Annotated in this window: 21 protein-coding genes; 9 read left to right on the forward strand and 12 right to left on the reverse strand. The window is 38.7% G+C overall.

Features of this window, described 5'->3' with window-relative positions; translation table 11 throughout:
- Window positions 1–84 precede the first annotated feature (84 nt).
- The gene (locus tag ACXVWP_RS09545; RefSeq protein WP_049355553.1) at window positions 85–801 is read left to right on the forward strand and encodes a YwiC-like family protein; all 717 of its coding nucleotides are present in this window, start codon (window positions 85–87) and stop codon (window positions 799–801) included.
- A 1-nt stretch (window position 802) separates the two neighbouring features.
- Complete coding sequence (locus ACXVWP_RS09550; RefSeq protein WP_289901676.1) at window positions 803–1,477, forward strand: tetratricopeptide repeat protein; 675 nt, start codon at window positions 803–805, stop codon at window positions 1,475–1,477.
- A 31-nt stretch (window positions 1,478–1,508) separates the two neighbouring features.
- On the opposite strand, the gene mnmC is transcribed toward ACXVWP_RS09550, so the two are convergent.
- Entirely contained in the window at window positions 1,509–3,518 is a 2,010-nt protein-coding gene (mnmC, locus tag ACXVWP_RS09555) for a bifunctional tRNA (5-methylaminomethyl-2-thiouridine)(34)-methyltransferase MnmD/FAD-dependent 5-carboxymethylaminomethyl-2-thiouridine(34) oxidoreductase MnmC (RefSeq protein ID WP_297569970.1), read from the reverse strand.
- A 182-nt stretch (window positions 3,519–3,700) separates the two neighbouring features.
- Between mnmC and fabB the strand changes: the two genes are divergently transcribed.
- The 3 genes from fabB (at window position 3,701) to ilvN (ending at window position 7,507) form a co-directional block, all read left to right on the forward strand.
- Window positions 3,701–4,921 (forward strand): beta-ketoacyl-ACP synthase I, encoded by a 1,221-nt coding sequence (gene fabB, locus ACXVWP_RS09560; RefSeq protein WP_049355550.1) that lies wholly within the window; start codon window positions 3,701–3,703, stop codon window positions 4,919–4,921.
- Window positions 4,922–5,291: 370 nt separating this feature from the next.
- Window positions 5,292–7,016 (forward strand): acetolactate synthase 3 large subunit, encoded by a 1,725-nt coding sequence (locus tag ACXVWP_RS09565; protein ID WP_289901678.1) that lies wholly within the window; start codon window positions 5,292–5,294, stop codon window positions 7,014–7,016.
- Window positions 7,016–7,507 (forward strand): acetolactate synthase small subunit, encoded by a 492-nt coding sequence (gene ilvN / locus ACXVWP_RS09570; protein ID WP_289901679.1) that lies wholly within the window; start codon window positions 7,016–7,018, stop codon window positions 7,505–7,507. The genes ACXVWP_RS09565 and ilvN overlap by 1 nt, the downstream gene beginning before the upstream one ends.
- 185 nt (window positions 7,508–7,692) lie before the next feature.
- On the opposite strand, the gene ACXVWP_RS09575 is transcribed toward ilvN, so the two are convergent.
- The 4 genes from ACXVWP_RS09575 to ACXVWP_RS09590 all read right to left on the reverse strand — a co-directional run bounded on the left by ACXVWP_RS09575 (window position 7,693) and on the right by ACXVWP_RS09590 (window position 12,043).
- The gene (locus ACXVWP_RS09575; RefSeq protein WP_289901680.1) at window positions 7,693–8,358 is read right to left on the reverse strand and encodes a DUF484 family protein; all 666 of its coding nucleotides are present in this window, start codon (window positions 8,356–8,358) and stop codon (window positions 7,693–7,695) included.
- A 64-nt stretch (window positions 8,359–8,422) separates the two neighbouring features.
- The gene (purA, locus tag ACXVWP_RS09580; protein WP_289901681.1) at window positions 8,423–9,721 is read right to left on the reverse strand and encodes an adenylosuccinate synthase; all 1,299 of its coding nucleotides are present in this window, start codon (window positions 9,719–9,721) and stop codon (window positions 8,423–8,425) included.
- A 129-nt stretch (window positions 9,722–9,850) separates the two neighbouring features.
- Window positions 9,851–11,203 carry a lysine-sensitive aspartokinase 3 gene (gene lysC / locus ACXVWP_RS09585; RefSeq protein ID WP_297569745.1) on the reverse strand — a complete coding sequence of 451 codons (1,353 nt, stop codon included), beginning with the start codon at window positions 11,201–11,203 and terminating at the stop codon, window positions 9,851–9,853.
- Window positions 11,204–11,371: 168 nt separating this feature from the next.
- The gene (locus tag ACXVWP_RS09590) at window positions 11,372–12,043 is read right to left on the reverse strand and encodes a SanA/YdcF family protein (RefSeq protein WP_458473374.1); all 672 of its coding nucleotides are present in this window, start codon (window positions 12,041–12,043) and stop codon (window positions 11,372–11,374) included.
- A gap of 183 nt (window positions 12,044–12,226) precedes the next feature.
- Between ACXVWP_RS09590 and metX the strand changes: the two genes are divergently transcribed.
- Window positions 12,227–13,312 carry a homoserine O-acetyltransferase MetX gene (metX, locus tag ACXVWP_RS09595; protein ID WP_297569741.1) on the forward strand — a complete coding sequence of 362 codons (1,086 nt, stop codon included), beginning with the start codon at window positions 12,227–12,229 and terminating at the stop codon, window positions 13,310–13,312.
- Window positions 13,313–13,351: 39 nt separating this feature from the next.
- On the opposite strand, the gene ACXVWP_RS09600 is transcribed toward metX, so the two are convergent.
- Complete coding sequence (locus ACXVWP_RS09600) at window positions 13,352–13,906, reverse strand: nitroreductase family protein (RefSeq protein WP_265469627.1); 555 nt, start codon at window positions 13,904–13,906, stop codon at window positions 13,352–13,354.
- Window positions 13,907–14,020: 114 nt separating this feature from the next.
- On the opposite strand from ACXVWP_RS09600, the gene sppA reads away from it, so the two are divergent.
- Window positions 14,021–15,883: a signal peptide peptidase SppA gene (sppA, locus tag ACXVWP_RS09605; RefSeq protein WP_297569740.1), complete on the forward strand. Its 1,863-nt coding sequence runs from the start codon at window positions 14,021–14,023 to the stop codon at window positions 15,881–15,883.
- A gap of 61 nt (window positions 15,884–15,944) precedes the next feature.
- Here sppA and ACXVWP_RS09610 read toward each other — a convergent pair whose 3' ends face one another.
- The 6 genes from ACXVWP_RS09610 to ACXVWP_RS09635 all read right to left on the reverse strand — a co-directional run bounded on the left by ACXVWP_RS09610 (window position 15,945) and on the right by ACXVWP_RS09635 (window position 22,377).
- Window positions 15,945–16,877 (reverse strand): bile acid:sodium symporter family protein, encoded by a 933-nt coding sequence (locus tag ACXVWP_RS09610; RefSeq protein WP_297569738.1) that lies wholly within the window; start codon window positions 16,875–16,877, stop codon window positions 15,945–15,947.
- Between the two features lie 95 nt (window positions 16,878–16,972).
- Entirely contained in the window at window positions 16,973–17,776 is an 804-nt protein-coding gene (locus tag ACXVWP_RS09615; protein WP_289901687.1) for a peptide ABC transporter ATP-binding protein, read from the reverse strand.
- On the reverse strand, window positions 17,776–18,831 hold the full coding sequence (locus tag ACXVWP_RS09620; protein WP_197541940.1) for a peptide ABC transporter ATP-binding protein: 1,056 nt from the start codon (window positions 18,829–18,831) through the stop codon (window positions 17,776–17,778). Before ACXVWP_RS09620 ends, ACXVWP_RS09615 begins: the two co-directional genes overlap by 1 nt.
- A 3-nt stretch (window positions 18,832–18,834) precedes the next feature.
- Window positions 18,835–19,722 carry an ABC transporter permease subunit gene (locus tag ACXVWP_RS09625; RefSeq protein ID WP_197555727.1) on the reverse strand — a complete coding sequence of 296 codons (888 nt, stop codon included), beginning with the start codon at window positions 19,720–19,722 and terminating at the stop codon, window positions 18,835–18,837.
- On the reverse strand, window positions 19,712–20,677 hold the full coding sequence (locus ACXVWP_RS09630) for an ABC transporter permease (RefSeq protein WP_128787245.1): 966 nt from the start codon (window positions 20,675–20,677) through the stop codon (window positions 19,712–19,714). Before ACXVWP_RS09630 ends, ACXVWP_RS09625 begins: the two co-directional genes overlap by 11 nt.
- Window positions 20,677–22,377 carry an ABC transporter substrate-binding protein gene (locus ACXVWP_RS09635; RefSeq protein ID WP_289901688.1) on the reverse strand — a complete coding sequence of 567 codons (1,701 nt, stop codon included), beginning with the start codon at window positions 22,375–22,377 and terminating at the stop codon, window positions 20,677–20,679. The genes ACXVWP_RS09630 and ACXVWP_RS09635 overlap by 1 nt, the downstream gene beginning before the upstream one ends.
- 88 nt (window positions 22,378–22,465) lie before the next feature.
- Between ACXVWP_RS09635 and ACXVWP_RS09640 the strand changes: the two genes are divergently transcribed.
- Window positions 22,466–23,875 carry a YcjX family GTP-binding protein gene (locus ACXVWP_RS09640; protein ID WP_289901689.1) on the forward strand — a complete coding sequence of 470 codons (1,410 nt, stop codon included), beginning with the start codon at window positions 22,466–22,468 and terminating at the stop codon, window positions 23,873–23,875.
- Window positions 23,876–23,984: 109 nt separating this feature from the next.
- Window positions 23,985–24,545 carry a superoxide dismutase family protein gene (gene sodC / locus ACXVWP_RS09645; protein WP_005695896.1) on the forward strand — a complete coding sequence of 187 codons (561 nt, stop codon included), beginning with the start codon at window positions 23,985–23,987 and terminating at the stop codon, window positions 24,543–24,545.
- The last annotated feature ends 110 nt before the right edge of the window (window positions 24,546–24,655 follow it).

The raw sequence follows: 24,655 nt of genomic DNA on the forward strand, positions 1-24,655 counted from the left end.
CCATTCTAAAGGCGGTTTTAGACTTTGTAAATCAAGAAATTGTGAGATAAAATAATTGAGAATTTTTATCAACTAAAGAAAACTATGAAACTCCTGATTTCGAATCAATATGGCGCCATTGTGATGGCATTATTGCCTTTTGTTTACGGTATGTTATTAGCTTCACCTGTTTGGGCGCATTTCTTTTTGCTTTTAGCTTGGTTCAGCATGTATTTGCTGAGTTACCCAATGCTGAGTCTCTTTAAAGGCAAAAATATGGCGGAATATAAAAAGTGGACAATCATCTATGGTGTCACAGCTTTTTTATTTGCGCTTCCTGCCATTTTTTATAACTGGCAGATTCTTTTCTTTATTGCAGCCATGTTTCCTTTTGTGTTGGTGAGTATCTATTACACTAAGAAAAAAGATGAACGGAATCTTCTCAATGATTTAGCGGGTATTGCGATTTTTGCCCTTGCAGGTATGGGATCCTATTATTTTTCTGACCGCACTTTTGATGAAAAAATCTGGTGGGTCGCGTTATATCCAAGCTTATTTTTTATTGGTACGACGCTTTACGTCAAATCAATGATGCGTGAACGTAAAAATCCGCTTTATCTCAAAGCCTCTATTATTTTCCATGTGCTTTGCGTGCTCGGTTGCTTGTTTACCCAACAATATGTCTTATCACTTGCTTTTGTGCCGGCATTAATTCGTGCGATTTATTTACCCACCAAGAAACTTTCGGTTAAGCAAGTCGGTCTAATAGAATTCGGAACATCCGCCATTTTTTTGATTATTTTATTGATAGCGACGTTATAAGATGAAGACATTAGCCAAACTTTTACTCCTCACCACGCTCACCTTAAGCAGTTCAGCATTTGCGATGAAAACCATTGATTTGGTCGATAAAGCGCAAATGACGGATCAGCAAAAAATGGATCTGGCGCAAAAATTAGCGGATAAACAAGATTGGAAAGCCGTTTTTGAAATTATGTATCCTTTAGCTTTGGAAGGTAATTTACAAGCACAAAGCAATTTAGGGATGCTTTATAATTTAGGCCGTGGAGTGGATGAAAATAAAGAGTTGGCTTATTGGTGGTTTAGCGAAGCCGCTGAGCGAGGCAGTATTAAAGCCATCAATAATTTGGCAGTCATGTATTTTAACGGCAATAACTATGTGAAACAAGATACCGCTCAAGCGATTAAATTATTTGAAACCAGTGCAACGAAAGATCCTGATGCCATGCTTACATTAGGGGAAATTTATACCAATCAGAAAGAATTTACCAAAGCCTTTGAATGGTTCCAAAAAGCTGCAAATGCGGGGAGCAATCAAGGTAAATTTCGTTTAGCAAGGATGTATGAAGAGGGTATTGGTACACAGATTAACATTGGTTTAGCCAAATTGCTTTATTTAGAAATTATGAATACAGCAAAAAAGAATGAAATTAAAGAAATCGCTAGACAGCGATTACAACGTTTAAGCTTGTATTAAGAAAAAGGCGGTTGATTTTAACCGCACTTTTTTATTTCACGTTCGCCCCCTTCAACCAGCGTCTGACCCAACTACGGTTTGGCATTAAATTATGAATCAGATCTTCACTCATCGGTAAGGGTTCATCATAAATTAAGGAAGCCAGTGTTTCCCCTAAAAATGGCGAAGAGGTTAATCCTCGTGAGCCTAGTGCGCCGATTAAATAGAGGTTAGGGTAGTTTTCAGCTTGTTCTATTGGCTGTTTACGGCGTCGCAAATTAAACAAATTTTGATATTGTGTTTGCTGAGCAGAAAAATGAGGAACAGCGCCCATCATTGGCGTAAGATCACGTACCGAACAACGCACACCGATTCGAGCAAGATTACCCGATGTATCTACTTCTTTTGTCCAATATTCAGGAATATTCTGCTGAATTTTTTGTTGGTTTTCTTGTTGTTCGGTTAGGCTAAATTCACGGCTCGCATTATCACGAACATGACTTGCGCCAATACAATGACTGATTTTCGCTTGATCGACTGGCGTCAGGTAGCCGTCATAGCACAACACGGTTTTGAGTTTAAGTAAGTTTTCCGATGTCGGAATTTGGCTCACTTGCCCGCGAACAGGATAGAGTGGGAGTTTCTGTGTTTGTTCAAACTCAGTGAGTTTATGTCCGTTTGCTAAAACAACCACTTCATGGCAGAAAGTTTCATTTTCAGCTGTGGTGATTTGCCAACTATTTTCTGTTTGAGAAAGTGCAGTTACTTTTTGTGATGTTTTAATCTGGACACCTTGTTTTTCTAAAAAGACAAAAGCATGTTGAACTAACTGACGTGGTGCAAGCCAAGCGCCTTGAGGAATAAAGCCGCCACCAAAAGGTAACGGTAAACCCACTTTTTCGCTTAATTCAGTTTGACTTAATGAGTGATATAAATCAGAAGGTAAATTCAGCGCAGCGATTTTATTTAATTTACTTTCAGCTTTCTCATTGTAAGCACAAAGTGCGACACCACAGAACTTATGTTCAAATTCGATTTGTTGTTGAATTGCCCACTGTAGGAATTGATGACCATAGGCGAAGGCATGAATATAAAAACGAATATTGCGATCGTTATCATCACTCAGTTGCGGATAAAAAGCACCTTGTTTATTGCCAGATGCATTCAGGGCAGTTTGTTCATCTTCGCAATAAATTGTGATGTTAGCCCCACGTTTAACCAATGAAATAGCTGTACAAAGCGAGGCTATCCCGCCACCAATAATGGCAATATCTTGTTCTTTGAGATTGGCTGGCTGACTATGAAACCAGGGCGTAGAAAGTGCGGTTGGTTTTTCCTGCGTTTTTTGGCCGGAAAGACATTCTCGTTTTTTACCAAAGCCTTTGCGTTTTGTAATATCAAAGCCTGCATTTTCTAAGCCTTTTCTCACCGCACTTGCCGCAGTGAAAGTCGCAAAGGTACCTTGTAGCTTGGTAAAACGAAACATTTGCTGATAAAGCTGCTCATTCCACATGTCGGGGTTTTTACTCGGCGCAAAACCATCTAAAAACCACGCATCAATTTTGCTATTCATATAATCGCCCAGTTGCGGCAGATTTTCAGCGACATCGCCAAACCAAAGATCTAACGTGGTTTCATCAAAATGAAAACGATAGCAACCTTGAATGGGATTAAGCCAATGCTGTTGTGAATGCTGAGCAAGACAAGAAAATTGTGGATAGGCTAAATGAGCTTGTTGTAATGCATCAAGTGGCAAAGGGTATTTTTCGAAAGAGATAAAATAAAGGCGTTTTAAAGGTGAATCTGGATATTTCTGACGAAATTCACGGAATAGCGTGGTCACCGCAAAGAAATTTAATCCTGTGCCAAACCCTGTTTCAGCAATAACAAAATGGGCTTCTTGGTAATGAACCCAACGTTCCCACAACTGATTACCTTCTAAAAACACATAGTGGGTTTCTGCTAAACCATCTTGATTGGAAAAATACACGTCATCAAACTTATCTGAAACGGGGGTATTCTCTTCGTTAAAATGAATTTTTGCATGCTGAATGGTGAACATGTGTTAGCCCTTTTTTGCCTTATCAAATTCTTTTATAATAGCACGGAAATTTTGAGACGGTTAAAACTTAACTGGTCGAACAAATGAATTATTGCTTGCAATATTTTCATTTCATAGTAAATTGCGTTCAGCTAACAACTGTAAGTTGAATTAAATTTCCCCTAAATCATAAGGAATAAAGAATGAAAAGAGCTGTAATTACTGGTTTTGGTATTATTTCAAGTATCGGTAACAACAAAGAAGAAGTTTTGGCATCATTAAAAGCGGGTAAATCGGGAATTGAAATTGTCCCTGAGTTTGTTGAAATGAAAATGCGTAGCCATGTTGCCGGCACAATCAAACTTGATCCAAGCGAGCATATCGATCGTAAAGTGTATCGTTTTATGGGGGATGCGGCAGCTTATGCATACCTTTCAATGCGTGAAGCGATTGAAGATTCAGGTTTAACAGAAGATCAAGTTTCAAATGACCGTACAGGTCTTGTAATCGGTGCAGGTACTGGTTCAGCACATAACCAATTAGTGGCTTGTGATGCAGTGCGTGGTCCACGCGGTGTGAAAGCGATTGGTCCTTATGCGGTAACTAAAACCATGGCATCAAGTGTGTCAGCTTGTTTAGCAACCCCTTACAAAATCCGTGGTGTGAACTACTCAATCAGCTCTGCTTGTGCAACTTCTGCACACTGTATCGGTCACGCAGTTGAATTAATCCAATTAGGTAAACAAGATGTGGTTTTCGCGGGTGGTGCGGAAGAATTATCTTGGGAATGTGCAACTGAATTCGATGCAATGGGTGCTGTTTCAACCAAATACAATGATACCCCAGAAAAAGCTTCTCGTGCTTACGATGCAAACCGTGATGGTTTCGTTATCGCTGGTGGTGGTGCTGTTGTAGTGGTTGAAGAATTAGAACATGCATTAGCACGTGGCGCAAAAATCTACGCTGAAATCGTGGGTTATGGTGCAACTTCTGATGGTTACGACATGGTCGCGCCAAGCGGTGAAGGGGCAGAGCGTTGTATGAAACAAGCAATGGCAACGGTAGATACTCCAATTGATTACATCAACGTACACGGTACATCAACACCAGTTGGTGATGTGAAAGAATTAGGGGCAATCAAAAATGTATTTGGTGACAAAATTCCAGCGATTTCTTCAACCAAATCAATGACCGGTCACTCTTTAGGTGCAGCAGGTGCACACGAAGCAATCTATACCTTATTAATGTTACACAATGACTTCATTGCACCAAGCATTAATATCGAAACATTAGACGAAGCGGCAAAAGGCTGCAATATCGTGACTGAAACAAAAGAAAATGCAGGCTTACAAACTGTCATGTCAAATAGCTTTGGTTTCGGTGGTACAAACGCAACTTTAGTGTTCAAACGCTATAACGGCTAATTAAAAATCACTTAAAATCTAACCGCACTTTTGGGCTTCCAAGTGCGGTTTTTTCTTGTCATCGATTCTTTTTCTTCCACTCATAAGAGAACACAACATTTAAAATGTGATCTAGTTCAAATTTCTGAACAAAAGAATAAAATTTTTTTATTTTTATAAAACTCTATATAAAAATACAATTCTCTTTATTTTTTGACTTTAATATTTATTTAAAACTTTATTTTCATATTTTTCCAGATTTTAATTCTTTTAAATTTGTCTTTTTAGACTTTTGCAATGCTAGACAAGTTGTTTTCTTTCGGTATGATGTTTCCATTGTTTTGACTACGAATCGTAGTAATAAAAGTGCGGTCAGTTTTAGGAGTAAAATATGAAGAAATTATCCGGTGCGGAAATGGTGGTTCAGTCTTTGCGTGACGAAGGCGTTGAGTATTTATTTGGTTATCCGGGCGGTGCCGTATTGGATATTTATGATGCAATCCATACCCTTGGTGGGATTGAACATATTTTAGTCCGTCATGAGCAAGCTGCGGTACATATGGCAGATGGTTATGCGCGTGCGACCGGTAAAGTGGGTTGTGTGTTAGTCACATCAGGACCAGGTGCAACCAATGCGATTACGGGGATTTTGACCGCTTATACTGATTCGGTACCAATGGTGATCATTTCAGGTCAGGTAATGAGTGGTTTAATCGGCCGTGATGCGTTCCAAGAATGTGATATGGTGGGGATTTCTCGCCCAGTGGTTAAACACAGCTTTATCGTTAAAAAAGCAGAAGACATTCCAGGTATCTTGAAAAAAGCCTTTTATATCGCTTCAACAGGCCGTCCAGGTCCTGTTGTCGTAGATATTCCAAAAGATACGGTAAATCCAACTTTAAAATATCCTTACGAATATCCAAAATCTGTTGAGCTTCGTTCTTATAATCCAACCGTAAATGGTCATAAAGGTCAAATTAAGAAAGCATTAAAAGCATTATTAGTGGCTAAAAAACCGGTTTTATTCGTGGGTGGTGGTGCAATTGCGGCAGGCTGTCATAAAGAATTAACACAATTCGCACAACGTTTAAATTTACCGGTTACCTCATCGTTAATGGGTTTAGGCGTGTACCCAAGTACGGACAAACAATTTTTAGGCATGCTTGGAATGCACGGGACTTACGAAGCCAATACAGCAATGCATGAAAGTGATTTAATCCTTGGTGTTGGCGTTCGTTTTGATGACCGTACCACTAACAACTTAGATAAATATTGCCCAAATGCAAAAGTGATTCAGATTGATATTGATCCAACCTCTATTTCTAAAAACGTACCAGCAGCCATTCCAATTGTAGGTAATGCGAAAAATGTATTGGATGAATTCTTAAGCTTATTAGGTGAAGAAATCGGTTCACGTCCGCAAAATCACTTAGAAGATTGGTGGAAACAAATCGATGAATGGAAAGCGAAAAAGTGCTTGGATTTCGACCGCACTTCAGGCGTCATCAAACCACAGCAAGTGATGGAAGCGGTGTATCGCATTACAAAAGGCCAAGCTTATGTGGCATCCGATGTAGGGCAACACCAAATGTTTGCCGCGTTACATTATCCGTTTGATTTACCGCGTCGTTGGATCAACTCAGGTGGTGCAGGTACGATGGGCTTTGGTTTACCAGCATCATTAGGGGTAAAACTTGCACATCCTGATGCAACCGTGGTTTGTGTAACGGGTGATGGCAGTATTCAAATGAATATTCAAGAGCTTTCAACGGCAACACAATATCGCATTCCAGTTGTGGTGATTTGTTTGAACAACCACTTCTTAGGCATGGTAAAACAATGGCAAGATTTGATTTACTCAGGTCGCCATTCCCAAACTTATATGAATTCTTTACCAGATTTCGTGAAGTTAGCCGAGTCTTATGGTCATGTGGGGATTCAAATTTCGACACCTGATGAATTAGACAGCAAATTACAAGAAGCCTTCAGCATTAAAAATAAATTGGTTTTTGTTGATATTAATGTTGATGAAACCGAACACGTTTACCCGATGCAAGTTCGCGGCGGGGCGATGAATGAGATGATTTTCAGCAAACCACAAGAGGAGAAAGAATAATGCGTAGAATTTTATCTGTTTTATTAGAAAATGAATCCGGTGCATTATCTCGAGTGGTCGGCTTATTTTCCCAACGTGCATTTAACATTGAAAGCTTAACCGTGGCACCTACGGACGACCCAACCCTTTCTCGTATGACGATTGAAGCGGTAGGGGATGAGCAAGTACTTGAGCAAATTGAAAAGCAACTTCACAAATTAGTGGATGTGTTTAAAGTTATCAATTTGAGTGAGCATGATCACGTAGAACGTGAAGTGGTGTTAGTGAAAGTGCGTGCAACAGGTTCATCGCGTGATGAATTAAAACGTTTAGCCGACATCTTCCGTGGTCAGATTGTGGATGTGACAACAAAATCTTATACCATTCAGTTAACGGGTACAAAAGACAAATTAGATGCTTTTGTTGAGGCACTGAAAGAAGAAAGCACATTACTTGAAATTGTGCGTTCAGGCTTAATTAGTCTTTCTCGTGGTGAGAAGAATATACTTTAATCATCAAAGAAAGTCAGGTTAAGAAGGCTTCGCATTTTTGGGTGGCCGAATAATTGGACTTTCTTTTTAGGTGTTTTGACTGAATGCTAATAGTTAATAAAGGAAATGACAAAATGGTGTTAATGCTATGTAGCATACCCGTTACTCATAATGATGATTGTATATCACAAGTTGATTTTCAATATTTAAAGCCACCTTCCCAAATGCAATTCTACAATATCGACTAAATGTCGAAGAAATGTGGTGTCTTGGTCGTTGTGGAAACGGTCAGTGTCTCGAGATTTGAAGACTAAAAGTGCGGTTGGTTTTTGCGGTGTTCCACCTAAACGGCAAATCGCCACAGAACCGATAGGGAGTTCTTCCGGAAGGAACATAAGGGCTTTTTCTTTATTGGAGAGATCGCCTAAATAGAATTGGCGTAACCCCATGCGCTCTAGGCGAATGAGTTCAAACGCTTTTCGGTCTAGCCAATGTTGTTCAGGAATAGTGTCCTTTTTTTGCCAGCTGTCAGTGAAAAGTAAGATTTTAGCACCTTTTAGCTCATAGCCTTTTGCCCAGTCATCAAGTTTTTCATTGATGGCAATAAAGTCTTCTGTTTGAAATAGTTTTTTCTGCAAAGGTAACAGAGCAAAGAAGATATCCGCTTCTTGATGGGCAAGCAGATGAAATTTTTCGAGGAGTTGAGTAAGCGTTTTGATTTGTTCTCGTTGCTGAGCAAGCTGTGCTTCGACTAAGGAAATCGTCCCTTCTTCATGGCTATGCGGAATACTAAGCAGTTGAAGTAGTTCAGGATGATGGGTAAAAAAATCAGGGTGATTTTTTAGGTAGTCAGCAATATCTTGTTCAGTCATTAAAAACTCCTTAAAAAATAACCGCACTTGGTTGTGCCAAAGTGCGGTTTATTTTTATGCCGTTTTAGGCCGCAAATGGATCGCGTAAAATCATCGTTTGAACACGATCTGGACCCGTTGAAAGGATATCTACCGGTACACCAGTTACTTCTTCGATACGTTTGATGTAATCACGGCAAGTTTGCGGTAATTTATTTACATCAGTGACACCGAAGGTGTTTTCTTTCCAACCTGGTAAAGTTTCGTAAATTGGTTCTACGCCTTCCCAATCTTTCGCTGCCAATGGTGCATATTCAACGATTTCGCCATTTGGCATTTTGTAAGCTGTACAGATTTTCACTTCATCAAAGCCATCTAATACATCTAATTTGGTCATACAGAAGCCAGAAATTGAGTTTAGTTGAATTGCACGACGAATGGCTACAGCATCAAACCAACCACAACGACGAGGACGACCAGTTACAGCACCAAATTCATTACCTTTACGTGCAATTTCAGCACCCGTTTCATCGAATAATTCTGTGGTGAATGGACCGCCACCAACACGTGTACAGTATGCTTTGATGATACCTAACACATAATCAAGGTTACGAGGACCGAAACCTGAACCAGTCGCTACGCCACCTGCGGTAGTGTTGGAACTGGTTACATATGGATAGGTGCCGTGGTCGATATCAAGCATGGTACCTTGTGCACCTTCGAATAAAATGTTGTCGCCATTTTTGCGAGCCGTATCTAAGATGGTTGTCACATCTGCTACCATGCCCGTGATGATATCAGCTACCGCAAACACATCGTCTAATGTTTTTTGATAATCAACAGGTTCTACTTTGTAGTAGTTCACCAATTGGAAATTATAGTATTCAAGGATATTTTTTAATTTTTCAGCAAAGGCTTCGCGATTGAATAAATCACCCACGCGTAAACCACGACGTGCCACTTTATCTTCGTAAGCGGGACCGATACCCCGACCGGTTGTACCAATGGCTTTTTTGCCTAATGCAGCTTCACGAGCATGATCCATCGCAACATGATAAGGGAGAATTAATGGACAAGCTTCAGAAATTAACAAACGTTCACGTACTTTTACCCCTCGGTTTTCTAACTCGCCCATTTCTTGCATTAATGCGGCAGGAGAAAGCACTACGCCATTACCAATTAAACAGGTCACATTATCACGTAAAATACCTGATGGAATTAAGCGTAATACGGTTTTTTCACCATTAATAATTAACGTGTGACCTGCGTTGTGGCCACCTTGGTAACGCACCACATATTTAACTCGATCTGTTAATAAATCAACGATCTTACCTTTTCCTTCATCGCCCCACTGAGCGCCAAGAATAACAACACTTTTTCCCATAATTTCCGCCTTAAGTTTGCGTCAGTCCATAAATCAAATAAGCTAATACTTTACTCTTTTTTTATCGTAATCTCAAATTCTAAACGTAAAAAAGTGCGGTTATTTTTAACCACACTTTCTATAAATTTATTATTCAAACAACGATTTATGTAATGAACGAACTACATCATCCGCTTTGTCACTCTGTACTAACATACAAATATTATTCGTACTTGCACCATAGCTAATCATACGAATATTATAATTTTCTAAGGTATTAAATATGCGTTTAGCTACACCTGAGGCAAGGTGTAGATCATTGCCTATTAAGGCCACAAGTGAGACTCCCGTATCCACTCTTACGGTACAATATTGGTTTAATTCATTTAGCAATTCTGGAGAAAGTAATTCGATACCGGATGAAACAGATCCTGTTTTATCTAAGGTTAATGCGATGCTCACTTCAGACGTGGTGATTGTATCGACGGAAATTTTATAGTTGGACAAGATATTGAATACATTCGCCAGGAAGCCTTGTGCATGTAGCATACTTAGACTTGAAAGGGTTAATAGGGTTTGATCGCGACGTAATGCAATTGCACGAAATGTAGGACGTGGTTGTGGATCGCGTGTTACCCAAGTACCGCCTGCATCAGGCGCTTTACTAGAACCGACATAAACAGGGATATTACTGCGCACAGCTGGAAGTAGTGTTGCAGGGTGTAATACTTTCGCACCAAAGGTTGCCATTTCAGCAGCTTCGGAGAAACTCATTGTATCAATACGTTGTGCATTGGGTACAATACGCGGATCAGTCGTATAAATACCCGCTACATCCGTCCAAATTAATACGTCTTTTGCATTTAATACTTCAGCTAACAGTGCCGCAGAGTAGTCACTACCACCACGACCTAAAGTAGTCGTTTTACCACCTGGTTCACGGCCGATAAAACCTTGGGTGATGACTAATTCACCTCGGTCAATTAATGGTTTTAATAAATTATCGCAGTTTACTTGAGTTTGAGAGTCATCTGGTGCGGCTTTACCAAAGTTATCATTAGTTGCCACTAAACTACGTACATCAACCCAAGTTGCGGTAGTTTGTAATTCTCTTAATACTTCAATGAAAATTTGTGTCGACATCATTTCACCTTGACTGATGATTTCATCAGTTAAAGCTTTTGATGTCGCAAGGCTTGCTGCTTCAGAAAGTGCGGTAATGTTTTCTAAATATTTTTCGATGATAGGACGTACATGGCTGTCGTCTTGTAATTCATTTAAAATATTTTCCTGAATTTGACGGACTTCACCGATTAATTTTGCACGTTCTTCAGCTTTCACGCCATTTGCTAAGGCGACTAATAAATTTGTCACACCAGCTGATGCTGAAAGCACCACAACGCGAGTATTAGGATCTGCAATGATGATTTTGGCACAGGCCTGCATAGCTGAGTAGTTTGCAACAGATGTACCACCAAATTTTGCTACCGATAAATGAGACATAAGATAATCCTCTAAAAATGAAAAGTAAGATGTTGTGTTTTATGATTAGGTATTAGAAATAGCGATTTCATCAAAAATTGTCAAATAAATACTCCAAAAAAATAGAGTAAAAAACCAATTATTTAGATATTTTTTGATTTAATAGGGTAAAAATTAAAGAATCATTAACTATTCGATAGGTATTGGCAGAGGCTCTGGTGCACCAAGGAAATAAGGTTTTACACCAATAATTAAGTCTAACACGGCTTTCACGCGAGCAAATATTTCGCGAATACGTATCCCAAAATACATTTCGGGTTCTTTTGCAGTAAAACAAATTGCATCAATATCGTAGTACTTAGCAATCAGTAGTGCACGTTCACAATGGAATTTTTGGCTGATAATAGTAAAAGAGGGCACTTGGAAAACTTTGCTTGCGCGTACAACGGAGTCTAAGGTGCGGAATCCTGCAAAATCTTTAAACATCACACTTTCAGATACGCCCATTTTGCGTAGATCCAAAAACATGGTGCGAGGCTCGTTATATTGAAGCGTGCGATTATCGCCACTTAGTAGTAAATAATCGACTTTATCTTGCTCGACCAAGAGTTTTGATGCTTCCAAGCGGTAATCATAATATTTATTGGTTTTTCCCTTGGCAACATATTTGGATGTACCGAGTACCAATGCATAATGGCGATGCGGGAGTGTTTCGAGATCTTCATACACACGGTCTTGTACATAAAAGCTCACGGCACGATCAATGGTGAAGCAACCTATCAAGACAAGTAAAAAGAGCCCCAAGATATAACCGAGGAGTTTTTTTAGAGGAAGGCATGAGAGCCAGGAAAGAGCGGTCATTTTTGACAGCGTTTTAGATAGTTGCATTTTGCTAACATACTGAAAAAACAATGTAAGTTCAAGTGTAATTTATTTACTGAATTGATAAGAAAATATTTAGACGTCTAAACGTCTAAAATTTCTTGACAAAAAACATGAGCTGTTGATAATTGTTAAATCATCAACGTAAAAGGTTATCATTTAATGGCTGTGCAAAATGTCGTGCTTTTTCAAGACAATCCCCTCCAATTAACATTGGGTGGTCAGCTTTCGCCTATCAATGTCGCATATCAAACTTACGGGACTTTAAATGCAGATAAAAGCAATGCTGTATTAATTTGTCATGCCTTAACGGGAGATGCAGAACCTTATTTTGATGAACCGAATAAAGATGGTTGGTGGCAAAACTTTATGGGCGAAGGTCTAGCTTTTGATACATCTAAATACTTTTTTATTTGTTCAAATGTATTAGGTGGTTGTAAAGGCACAACGGGCCCGAGTTCGATAAATCCAATTACTGAAAAGCCTTATGGTAGCCAGTTCCCAAATATCATCGTTCAAGATATTATCAAAGTGCAAAAAGCTTTGCTTGAGCATCTTGGTATCCCACATTTAAAAGCAATAGTGGGTGGCTCTTTTGGTGGTATGCAAGCCACACAATGGGCAATTGATTATCCTGATTTTATGGATAACATTGTCAATCTTTGTTCTTCTATCTTCTTTAGTGCGGAAGCCATAGGTTTTAACCATGTCATGCGTCAAGCGGTGATTAATGATCCGAATTTCAATAATGGTGACTATTATGATGGCACGCCACCTAATCAAGGCCTTTCCATTGCACGAATGTTAGGAATGTTAACGTATCGTACCGATGTGCAGTTGGCTAAGGCATTTGGTCGTGCAACTAAATCTGAAGGGCAATTTTGGGGCGACCACTTTCAAGTAGAATCCTATTTGAGTTATCAAGGCAAAAAATTCTTAGATCGTTTTGATGCCAACACTTATTTGCATTTATTACGCGCACTCGATCTGTATGACCCAAGTGTTGGTTATACGGATGTAAAAGAAGCTTTATCTCGAATTAAAGCACGTTATACGTTAGTATCCGTCACGACAGATCAACTATTTAAATCCATTGATTTACATAAAAGTAAACAGCTTTTAGAACAAGCGGGAGTCGATTTAAAATTTTACGAGTTTCCCTCGGATTATGGTCATGATGCCTTTTTAGTGGATTATACGGCGTTTGAACATAAAATCCGAAGTGGGATAGAAGGCGAGTTAGAATAAAAGGAATAGAAAAGGCGGAATTTCCGCCTTTTTTGATTTTTATAAATGGCTCACGAAACGTGATAAATCTTTTGGTTTACACTCTTTTTCTAATTTTTCAGCTGCTGTACCAATTTGTAATAAGGCAACAATCTTATCATTTTTACCACAGCCAAATGCTTCACGTAATTCACGTCCTTCAATAAGTGGACCTGTTGCCCAAAAGCTCTCAAAGCCTAGCGCATTACCAGCAAGTTGAAGAGCATAAGTTGCTGCACCTGCAGTAAGCATTTGTTCCCAACCAGGAACTTTGGCGACTTCATGATTAATTTTAGCAATGACGGCAATAACCATCGGTGCGCGTCGTGCAAAATTTTCTGCTTTTTTTAGTCGCTCTTCACCTAAATTAAATTCAGTTACAGCTGCTTTGAGTAAGTTCTCTAATTTACTTAAACCAGTACCTTGCATCACGACAAAATGATAAGGTTCGAGTTTACCATGATCAGGTGCACGTAAAGCCGCTTGAAACATTTGTTCTAATTGCACTTGGCTAGGGGCGGGAGCTGTTAATTTTTTATTGGATTTGCGTTGTGTTAAAAGAGTTAATGCGTCCATAGTGTTTTTCCCTTTTTTAGTTTTAAGTGCGGTTAATTATAACATAGTTTTTCACTAAACTTTATGATAGGCTACGCACAATTTTTATTTCTGTTTTTAAAGGTTTAATTTCACATGAATGCCATATTAAACGTATTGAAATTTTGTTGTAAAGCACTCAATTTTATCCGAAATCTTGTGATGAATTTTGTGTTTTTATTATTTGTTTTAGCATTGGTTTTTCTTGTCGGTCTTTTGGGTGATGGCAAGAAAACCCAAGTTTTATCAGGTGATCAAGGTGCATTATATTTAAATTTAACGGGCTATCTTGCGGATAACACGGAAGATATGTTGAGTTGGGAAAAGGAATTCCAACGTTTAAATAATAAAAAAGTCTCTTATAAATATTCAACCTTTGATGTGGTGCAAAGTATTTTATCTGCAAAAGATGATGAACGAATTCGTGGTTTAGTGTTGAATTTAAATGACTTTGAAGGGGGGGATCTTCCATCATTAGAGTATGTAGGAAAGGCCATTCAAAGTTTTAAAGAATCACAAAAGCCAGTTATTGCTTATGCTGACAATTACACACAATCACAATATTTTCTTGCGAGTTTTGCGGATGAAATTTATCTCAATCCGATTGGACAAGTCAGCATTCAAGGTTTGCGTCAGGAAAATCTTTACTTTAAATCCATGCTCGAAAAACTTGAAATTACGCCGCATATTTTCCGAGTGGGGACATATAAGTCCGCGGTAGAGCCTTTCTTGCGTGATGATATGTCGCCAGAAGCAAAAGCGAATATGCAAAAATGGCTTGGGGGCATGTGGCAAAACTATATGCAAACGTTAATGGTTAATCGTCATATTACCGCTAATGATGTATTACCGAATGCACAAAAATATATTAGTGATTTAAAAGTGTTAAAGGGTGATGAAACGGCTTATGTGAAAAAACGTCAGTTAGTGACACATTTTGCGACAAGATTGGATTTAGATAAAAAATTGACCGCATTTTTTGGTCAAGATGCAGAGGGAAATACTAAATTATTAGATTTTGAAGATTATCTACCTCATTTAGAGGACCGTTTTGCATCTGCACCAGATGAACCAAATATTGTGGCTGTTGTGAATGTGGAAGGTGAAATTATTGATGGAGAAAGTGATGAAGAGTCTGCTGGTGGTGATACCATTGCGAGATTATTAAGACAGGCTCACGATAATGAGAAAGTGAAGGCAGTTGTTCTCCGTGTTAATTCTCCGGGCGGTAGCGCTTTTGCATCAGAAATTATTCGTCAGGAAACTGAAAATCTTCAAAAAGCAGGTAAGCCTGTTGTGGTATCTATGGGCGGTATGGCTGCATCTGGTGGTTATTGGATTTCATCTACTGCAGATTATATTGTGGCAGATAAAAATACGATTACGGGTTCCATTGGGATCTTTACATTATTCCCAACCTTTGAAAACACGATTAAAAAAATGGGAATGAGTACCGATGGGGTAGCGACAACAGATCTCGCGGAAACATCAGCTTTAAGCCCTCTGAATAAAAATACTCAAGATATCTATCAACTTGGTATTGAAAATGGTTATGACCGCTTCTTAGATGTCGTAAGCCGTGGGCGTCAATTATCAAAAGACAAAGTAGATAAAATTGCTCAAGGCCAAGTTTGGTTAGGGCAAGATGCACATAAAAATGGTTTGGTGGATGAATTAGGTGATATAGATGTATCTATTGAGAAAGCTGGTGCCCTAGTAAACCAAAATCCGGATAAATATATGGATACCTTTAGTGTGCAATGGTTGGTTGATGAAGATAATAGCTTCTTAGCTCAATTAGATCGTAAGCTTAAACAAAAAGGTCAAGCCTTACTGACAAATTGGTTGGGATTACCACAGGAAGTGCATCAAGTGAAAAAACAACTGAATGTGTTAACCAAATTTAATGATCCAAAAGGGCAGTATTTGTATTGTTTAAATTGTGGTTCGGTTAAGTAAGACAGTAAAATGTAAAAAGGGCAGAATGTAATTTCCGCCCTTATTTTTTTACCCAAATCGCTTATTTTTCATTTTTGATATTAGAGAAAATGTTCGCCAAAATTGGACCCGATACATTGTGCCAGAAACTAAATAAAGCACTTGGCACCGCCGCAATTGGGTTGAAATGAGCGGCAGCTAGTGCTGCACCTAAAGCAGAGTTTTGCATGCCCACTTCAATTGCCACCGCTTTACTATCCGCTGTATTAAGTTTAAATAATTTTGCCGCAAAGTACCCAATTAAATAACCTAAGCAGTTATGTAAAACTACTACGCTGAAAATTAATAGGCCTGATTCTATGATTTTGTCTTTGCTTACTGCCACTACCGCTGCCAAGATTAAGACGATAGAAATAACAGAGACTAATGGCATAGTTTGGCTTGCTTGTTCTACTTGTTTTTTGAAGAGAGCATGAACGACTAAACCTAAGAAAATTGGGAACAATACCATTTGTAATACAGACATAAACATCGCGCCCGCATTAATATCTAACCATTGGCTTGCTAATACATAGAAAATAGCAGGGGTTAATATTGGTGAAAGTAAGGTTGAGATTGTGGTACAAGTAACAGAAAGTGCGGTGTTACCTTTCGCTAAGTAAGTCATTACGTTTGATGAAGTACCACCCGGGCAAGAACCCACCAGAATCACACCAACTGCTAAATCAGCAGGTAAATCAAAGGCTTTTGCTAATCCGAATGCGATAGCAGGCATAATGATAAATTGACCTGCTACACCAATGAATACAGATTTAGGATGTTTAGCCACTTCACTGAAATCAGCAAACGTTAAGGTAATCCCCATACCAAACATTACTAAACCTAAAAGGTAAGGAATGAATGGTGCAAAAATTTTAAATTGTGCTGGGAAGAGAAAGGCGAGAAGAGCAAAAACAATCGCCCATAATGCGAAAGTTTTGCTCACAAAGTTAGTGAGTTTTAATAATGCTTGCATAGTTGCTTTCCTATTTTGTTAAAAGAATGAAAAGAGCGGTCAATTTTAAAGATGTTTTTTTGAGATGTCTATGTCTAACTTGTATTTGAAGATGCTTAGGAAGTGGTTGTTTGCCAAGCATTTTTATCGAGTAATTGACCAAAATGGCTTTCTACAAGAAGGCGAGTGATATTATTTTGAGGATTGGTAAAGATCTCTCTTGGTGTACCTGACTCGATAATTTCACCTTCATCCATCACCAAGACTTGATCCGCAATATGTTTGATAATCCCTAAGTGTTGTCCGACATAAATATAGGAAATACCTAAATGTTCTTGTAAATCTAGAATTAGATTAAGCAATTGAACACGAACAGAGGCATCTAATGTACCAAGTGCGTCATCGATAATAATCACTTCAGGCTGCAGAATGAGTGCACGAGCCAAAGCGATCCGCTGTTTTTGACTAACAGAGAGATGTTTAATTTTAAGATTGGTGTAATCAGGGTAAAGTCCTACTAACGAAAGGGTTTCAAAGATCTTTTGATTACGTGTTTCTTCATCCCAGTCGGTAATTAATCGCAGCGGTGCATCTAAGGCTTGGCCAATATTCAACCGAGGATTAAACGCTGAATTTGCATCTTGTAAAACCATTCGGATATGTTGTGCACGATAGTGAAAATCTTCAAATTGGAGCGGTAAATCATTAAATAAGATTTTCCCCGAAGTCGGGGGCGTAATCCCTGCGATCATTTTCACTAAGGTCGATTTTCCTGAACCATTTTTACCAATAATCGCAAGTGTTTCTTTCCGACTAAGCGAAAAGCTGACGTCCTTTACCGCATAAAACTGCTCAGAGCCAAAAAGTTTGGCTGGACCATCAAAGGTTTTACTGAGATTTTCCACTTTCAATAATGGCATTATTCGTTTCCTTTTGATTCTGTGTTGAGCGTAAGCGGTGAAGCGGCCACTTTATCTTTAAACTGCCGTTCTCGAAGGTTGATCGGATGATGGCAGGAGAATTCATGCTGTTTAATACGATAGCGGCTTGGTTTTTGAATACATTCACGTTGAGCGAAAGGACAACGTGGCCCTAAACGACAACCAATAGGCATTTGCTCCAAAATCGGCACTGTGCCTTCTAGTGTCCCTAATTTGCTTTTAAAATTTAAAGGACGACTAAAATCCGGCACAGAGTAAAGTAATGCCTGCGTATAAGGATGGTGAGGCATTTCTAATATTTGGTCGGTTGGCCCAGACTCTGTATTTTGCCCACAATAAAGGACGGAAATACTATCACACCATTCGCTGATACTTTTAAGATCGTTACTTGCTAATAAAATCGTTGTGCCTTGGTTTTGATTCATGCTCGAAAGCAAACGGAAAATTTGCAAGGCCGTAATAGATTCCAAAGAATTCGTGGGTTCGTCCGCAATTAATAGACGAGGTTGATTAGCCACTGCTACGGCGATCATCACTTTTTGGCCTTCACCTTCAGTGAGGTCATCTGGATAACTTGCCATAATGTCTTGGTGATCTTTAATACCTACACGGTGTAGCAATTCAATTGCGCGACGTTTTTTCCAACCAAACCATTGCCACCAACGGCCTTTAAAGGTCCAATTGGGAATACTTTGGATAAGCTGTTTGCCGATTTTTCGACTTGGGTCTAGGCAGCTTAATGGATTTTGAAAGATCATTGAAATTTCTTTTCCAACGATTTTTCGACGTTGATTAGGTGTCAGTTTAAGTAATTCAACATCATTAAAACGAAAACGGTCAGCCGTGACAATCCAGTTGTCTTTAATAGAATTACTGATTACTTTAGCAATTAAACTTTTACCTGAACCTGACTCACCGACAAGTCCTAGAATTTCACCTTCATTAAGCGAAAGATTGACACCGTCCACAATTTTTATGCGGCCGTTTGGTGTTTGAATTTCAATATTAAGATTGCGAATATCTAACAGCGCCATGGGTTACTCGTAATATTTATTGATTGCTTGACACAATCCGTTAGTAAAAATAATGCTTAATAAAATGGTAAAAATAATAGCAAAACCAGGTAATAAGACAGTCCAAGGCGCAAGATAAATTAACTCCAGTGAGTCTTTGATCATCGCCCCCCATTCTGGCATAGGGCGTTGCGCACCAAGAGAAATAAAGCTTAATGCTGTGATATCTAAAATTGCCACCACAAACGCACGAGCGATTTCTTGCGTATAGATGGCACTAATATTCGGCAAAATTGTGCTTTTTAATAGCTCCCAGTTTGAAATCCCATCTAATTTGAGTAAGAGAACATAGTCTTTTTTCAGCTCTTGCTGAATCGCTTGATAAATGGCATGCACAAAATACGGCAAAATAGCCAATAGGGTAGCAAACATCGCATTCATTAAGCTTGGTTCCATTAACGTGGAAATGATAATGGCAATCAGCAAAATAGGAATCGATAAAAAAGCATCAAAAAAATGACCTAAAAAACGCGCTTTAATCCCGTCAGACATACCCGCAAGAATACCTAGTGCGCCCCCAATAATTGCCACAGCGATAACCACCAAAAGGGATGAACCAAGAGTGTATTGTGTCCCCATTATTAATCGACTGAGTACATCTCGGCCAAGATCGTCCGTGCCAAAGAAAAAGGCGATACGACCTTTTTCTACCCAAGATGGCGGCATCAATTCTTCTCCCACAAACTCCATGCTTTCGCTATAAGGCATGATGAGTTTCGGGAAAATAGCGACCAAAATCAGGATAACAAATAAATAGAAACTAAATAATGCCACACGATTTTGGCGGAAAAGCAACCAAATTTGAAAGAAGGAGGTGCTTTCGCGAAATTCATCAGGTTCTCTATCTTGCATACCAGCCCTTCTTATTAAATGGATCTAACATAAACATCAGCGACTTGGCTAAGGTATCAATAATGATGATGCAAACACCGATCACTACGACACCAGCCGAAATACTGTTGTAATCTTGTTGGGTTACGGCATCAATCAGCCAACGTCCGATTCCTGGCCAACCTAAAACGTTTTCTACCAACATACATTGTGTTAATACTAAGGTAAATACGCGAGTAAGCTGTGGAATCAATAATGGAAATGTATTACGAAAAACGTAACGTTTTAAAATCGTCCATTTCGACCATCCACGTGTTACAGCCGCTTTGGCATATTCTTGTTGAAGTAAATAATCAGCTCGTTGCTGAATGATTCGGATAAATTCCATTGTCGGCAGAATACAAAGTACTAATGTCGGTAAGGCTAAATGCTGTAAAACGTTTTGTACGATTTTGGTTCTGTAAGGGACATCAACAAACCACATATCAATGGTAGGGAAGCCTGTGATAGGTTTGATTTCATACAGTAAATTATACTGCCCAATGGCTGCAATCTCCCAGCTTTGAATCGCTGCTACATAGAGTAAAATCGGGGCAAACCAGAAAATAGGAATAGACAAACCAATATTAGAGATACTTTGCAATGCACGTGCACAAGGGCGCTGATTATAGACCGCACTTAATACGCCGAGAGGAATACCTAAGATACAAGCCAATAAAAGTGCGGTAAAACAGAGCTCTAATGTGGGTGGTAATACCGTAAAAATTAAATCTTTTAACGATTCTCCGCCGTTATAGGTAATTCCTAAATCGCCCTGTAACAATGATGTAAGGTAATGATAATAAGCACTATAAATGTTGTTTGTGACAAGATCAGCATTGAGCGGATCTCGCATTAAAATCACAAAACTTAATACGGATAAAACCAATAATAAAATGCTTACCCAAATGACATAACGAATTGCTGAAAAGAGCATTATTTTTTCTCCTTATTTTTCATGAAATACAAGGTAGAAAAATTGATGCCCCCAAATGGGGTCATTTCAATTCCTTTTACATTACCACGTGCGACTAAAAGTCGTTTTACGTTTGCAATTGGCACAATAGGTAATTCGTTTAAAATGAGCTCTTGCGCATTGTTATACGCTTTAGAGCGTTCATACAAATGATTGGTGGATAGTGCACGATCCATCATCTTATCGAATTCAGGGTTACACCAATTGGATAGATTAGTGATTTCCTTTTGTGTATCACAACTTAAAATCGGGCGCATAAAACCGTCAGGATCAAGGTTTCCAGCAAGCCAACCCGTTAAGATTAAATCGTAATCTTCAGTGCCTTTGCGCAATTGTTCGATCAAAAACGTGCGCGTTACTGACCGCACTTTAATATCCACTCCTGCTTTGGCTAAATCCCATTTAATGAGTTCCGCCATTTTAATTGGTGCAGGGTTATATACTTGCTCTTCGTTTATTACCCACATCTTTAACGTGAGTTTTTTATCGCGTAACGTTTTTTCCGCTTCTGAGGGCTGATAATCATAAGAAAAATCAGGCGTATTAATTGCAGAAGCCCAAGAAATATCAGGGATAATGTTATTCGCTACGGTTGCTGTATTGTGGTAAATATTTCGCACAATTCTAAAACGGTTTAAGCTTTGCGAAATGGCTTGACGAATAGTTTTATCTTGCATTAATGGCTTTTGGAAATTGAAAGCCAAATAGGCCAAGTTCATTCCATCCGTAGATTGCAGATAATAACGATCATCTTTTTCGCTTAACAAACCGAGTTGGCTGACTTCAGGATAAGACGCGATTTGACATTCATTATTAAAGAATTTAATTAAACGCCCTGTACGATCCGCCGAAAGATCCACAATAATATTTTCAATTTTGGCTTTCTTTTCCCAATAAGCTTCATTGCGTATCAAGCGAACATATTGGTTATAAACGTAATCTTTTACTTGATAAGGACCCGTGCCAACAGGGTGTGTGTCCAATTGGGTGAGATTATCATCTGCACTTAATTGATACGCATATTCTTGAGAGAAAATAATAGAATATTGACTGGCAAGATGCGACAGAATTGAGGCATCGGGTTCAAACAGCTCAATCTTGACCTGATAAGGATTGGTTGCTGTGATACTTTTAATTTTTTGATTCAGCTTAATACTTTCAAAATATGGAAAGTGAACCTTTTTGGCTTGCTCGTGGAAGATTCTATATTGTGGATTTTTATAGGTTACTACGTCATCTGAAAGTGTTGGCAGATAAGTATCATGCCCTAAAACACGATTAATCGAAAAGACCACATCTTCTGCATTAAAGTCACGTGTTGGTGTAAACCAAGGAGTACGATGGAATTTCACCCCTTTACGAAGATTAATGAGAATTTGTTTACCGTCAGATGAAAGAGAATAGGATTGTGCTAATACTGGAACAAGCGCAGCACTATGGTCTTTAATATCAAACAATTTGTTATAAATTTGTTCCGTCACCACATTCATACTGGTGCCCGCGTCAGCAGTTTGCGGGTTAAAGGAAAAACCCGATGCATTCGTGCAGTATGTTAAGCCGTTTTCTGTCAGCATTTTGGGTATGCTTGGGGCGGCTTGTGCCAGATTAATTTGGCTCAACCCACACAATAAAAAACAAAAAGTGACATTTCGACGTAACATAGCTTTATCATTAAAGACCGTTTTGTGATAAATTGAGTGAATTGTAAAATATCTTGGCAAAAATGGCTAGTTATTGGATTTTTAGGATATGTTTAAATCAATTAATCGGGAAATTAATCAAATAATCAATCGTGGATTTGACCGCACTTTACGTTTAGCTGTGACAGGGCTAAGTCGAAGCGGTAAAACAGCCTTTATTACGAGTTTGATTAATCAATTGTTACATATTAATCAAGAGGGAAATGCTCATCTTCCTTTATTTGAGGCTGCTCGAAATCAATCTATTTTAGCGGTAAAACGTGTTCCTCAGCAGGATTTAAGTATTCCACGTTTTGATTATGAAGCGAATCTCAATGATTTAATGAATAATCCTCCACAATGGTGTCAATCTACTCGAGGCGTAAGTGAAACACGCCTTGCTATTCGTTTTGAACGCCAATCGGGCTTACTTCGTCATTTTAAAGAACGTGGCACATTATATTTAGATATTTTTGATTATCCTGGTGAATGGTTATTGGATTTACCTTTGCTAAATCTAGATTTTCAACAATGGTCGCTCGAACAAGCCAAAATTACATCGGGTATTCGTCAACAGTTTGCGCAAGATTGGTTGGATAAACTGAAAAAACTCGACCTAAGTGCGGTCGTCAATGAAGATGTTTTAGCGCAGATTGCAAAATCTTACACCGATTATTTGCTTGCTTGTAAAGCAGAAGGAATGCAATTTATTCAACCTGGCCGATTTGTTTTACCTGGTGAATTAGAAGGCGCACCTGTATTACAATTTTTCCCGTTATTGCATTTGTCCGAGGAGCAATGGCAAAAATTGAAAAGAGAGGCGAAATCCAATAGCTATTTTACCGTGTTGAATAAGAGATATGATTATTATCGTAATAAGGTAGTGAAAGGCTTTTATGAAAATTATTTTTCCACCTTTGATCGCCAAGTAATTTTAGCCGATTGCTTAACACCATTAAATCATAGCCAACAAGCTTTTATTGATATGCAAACAGGGCTTAATCAGCTTTTCAAAAATTTCCATTATGGAAAACGTAATTTACTTAATCGCTTGTTTTCCCCAAATATTGATAAGCTCATGTTTGTGGCAACAAAAGCCGATCATATCACGACAGATCAAATTCAAAATTTAATTAGCCTAATGCGCCAATTGGTGCAAGAGGGTGGTCGTCATGTAGAATTTGAGGGGATTGATACAGAATATACGGCAATTGCTGCGATTCGAGCGACAAAACAAGTTTTAGTTAATCAAAACGGTAAACAAATCAAAGCTATTCAAGGAGTGCGTTCTGTAGATAAGCAACTTATTACGCTTTATCCGGGGTCTGTACCAAGTAAACTACCTAGTGCAGAGTTCTGGTCAAAACAATCTTTTGATTTTGATTCCTTTGAACCTCAAGTTTTACAACAAGGTGAAAGCATTCCGCATTTAAGAATGGATGCAGTTTTACAGTTTTTATTGGCGGATAGGTTTGATTGATAGAAAAGTCAAATCAATTTAATTGTCAAATATTTAATATAAACCACTATTTTTTTATTGGTATTTAGGTAGAATTAATTTGAGTCTTTCTAAAGTAAAGGAGCTTATAATGAAAATGAAAACTCTCTTAGCATTAGCAATCAGCGGAATTTGTGCTGCTGGCGTGGCAAATGCACATGACCATATGGCAAAACCAGCAGGTCCTTCAATCGAAGTAAAAGTACAACAATTAGATCCTGCAAATGGTAACAAGGATGTAGGGACTGTAACTATTACTGAATCAAATTATGGTTTAGTGTTTACACCAAATCTACAAGGTTTAGCTGAAGGTTTACATGGTTTCCACATTCATGAAAATCCAAGCTGTGATCCAAAAGAAAAAGACGGTAAATTAACCGCAGGTTTAGCGGCTGGCGGTCACTGGGATCCTAAAGGTGCAAAACAACACGGTTACCCATGGCAAGATGATGCTCACTTAGGTGACTTACCTGCTTTAACTGTATTACATGATGGTACAGCAACTAACCCTGTTTTAGCGCCACGTCTTAAAAAATTAGATGAAGTTCGTGGTCATTCTATTATGATTCACGCAGGTGGTGACAACCACTCAGATCATCCAGCTCCACTTGGCGGTGGCGGCCCACGTATGGCATGTGGCGTGATTAAATAATTCGATTATCGAAAGATAAAAAAGTGCGGTCAATTTTGATCTGACCCCAAAAAGTTAGACTGTTATTTAAAGGATTGTTTTCGATATTGTACCGGACTCAGTCCTTTTAA

Source organism: Haemophilus sp. SZY H56 (assembly GCF_054332415.1).

What these genes read in the sequence shown, in the direction of transcription:
- metX (WP_297569741.1), top strand. Translation starts at nt 12,227, where the DNA reads ATGGCTGTGCAAAATGTCGTGCTTTTTCAAGACAATCCCCTCCAATTA.
- ACXVWP_RS09565 (WP_289901678.1), top strand. Translation starts at nt 5,292, where the DNA reads ATGAAGAAATTATCCGGTGCGGAAATGGTGGTTCAGTCTTTGCGTGAC.
- ACXVWP_RS09630 (WP_128787245.1), bottom strand. Translation starts at nt 20,677, where the DNA reads ATGCTCTTTTCAGCAATTCGTTATGTCATTTGGGTAAGCATTTTATTA.
- ACXVWP_RS09545 (WP_049355553.1), top strand. Translation starts at nt 85, where the DNA reads ATGAAACTCCTGATTTCGAATCAATATGGCGCCATTGTGATGGCATTA.
- sppA (WP_297569740.1), top strand. Translation starts at nt 14,021, where the DNA reads ATGAATGCCATATTAAACGTATTGAAATTTTGTTGTAAAGCACTCAAT.
- ACXVWP_RS09575 (WP_289901680.1), bottom strand. Translation starts at nt 8,358, where the DNA reads ATGACTGAACAAGATATTGCTGACTACCTAAAAAATCACCCTGATTTT.
- lysC (WP_297569745.1), bottom strand. Translation starts at nt 11,203, where the DNA reads ATGTCTCATTTATCGGTAGCAAAATTTGGTGGTACATCTGTTGCAAAC.
- sodC (WP_005695896.1), top strand. Translation starts at nt 23,985, where the DNA reads ATGAAAATGAAAACTCTCTTAGCATTAGCAATCAGCGGAATTTGTGCT.
- ACXVWP_RS09615 (WP_289901687.1), bottom strand. Translation starts at nt 17,776, where the DNA reads ATGCCATTATTGAAAGTGGAAAATCTCAGTAAAACCTTTGATGGTCCA.
- ACXVWP_RS09590 (WP_458473374.1), bottom strand. Translation starts at nt 12,043, where the DNA reads ATGACCGCTCTTTCCTGGCTCTCATGCCTTCCTCTAAAAAAACTCCTC.
- ACXVWP_RS09600 (WP_265469627.1), bottom strand. Translation starts at nt 13,906, where the DNA reads ATGGACGCATTAACTCTTTTAACACAACGCAAATCCAATAAAAAATTA.
- ACXVWP_RS09635 (WP_289901688.1), bottom strand. Translation starts at nt 22,377, where the DNA reads ATGTTACGTCGAAATGTCACTTTTTGTTTTTTATTGTGTGGGTTGAGC.
- ACXVWP_RS09620 (WP_197541940.1), bottom strand. Translation starts at nt 18,831, where the DNA reads ATGGCGCTGTTAGATATTCGCAATCTTAATATTGAAATTCAAACACCA.
- ACXVWP_RS09610 (WP_297569738.1), bottom strand. Translation starts at nt 16,877, where the DNA reads ATGCAAGCATTATTAAAACTCACTAACTTTGTGAGCAAAACTTTCGCA.
- ilvN (WP_289901679.1), top strand. Translation starts at nt 7,016, where the DNA reads ATGCGTAGAATTTTATCTGTTTTATTAGAAAATGAATCCGGTGCATTA.
- fabB (WP_049355550.1), top strand. Translation starts at nt 3,701, where the DNA reads ATGAAAAGAGCTGTAATTACTGGTTTTGGTATTATTTCAAGTATCGGT.
- ACXVWP_RS09550 (WP_289901676.1), top strand. Translation starts at nt 803, where the DNA reads ATGAAGACATTAGCCAAACTTTTACTCCTCACCACGCTCACCTTAAGC.
- mnmC (WP_297569970.1), bottom strand. Translation starts at nt 3,518, where the DNA reads ATGTTCACCATTCAGCATGCAAAAATTCATTTTAACGAAGAGAATACC.
- ACXVWP_RS09625 (WP_197555727.1), bottom strand. Translation starts at nt 19,722, where the DNA reads ATGCAAGATAGAGAACCTGATGAATTTCGCGAAAGCACCTCCTTCTTT.
- ACXVWP_RS09640 (WP_289901689.1), top strand. Translation starts at nt 22,466, where the DNA reads ATGTTTAAATCAATTAATCGGGAAATTAATCAAATAATCAATCGTGGA.
- purA (WP_289901681.1), bottom strand. Translation starts at nt 9,721, where the DNA reads ATGGGAAAAAGTGTTGTTATTCTTGGCGCTCAGTGGGGCGATGAAGGA.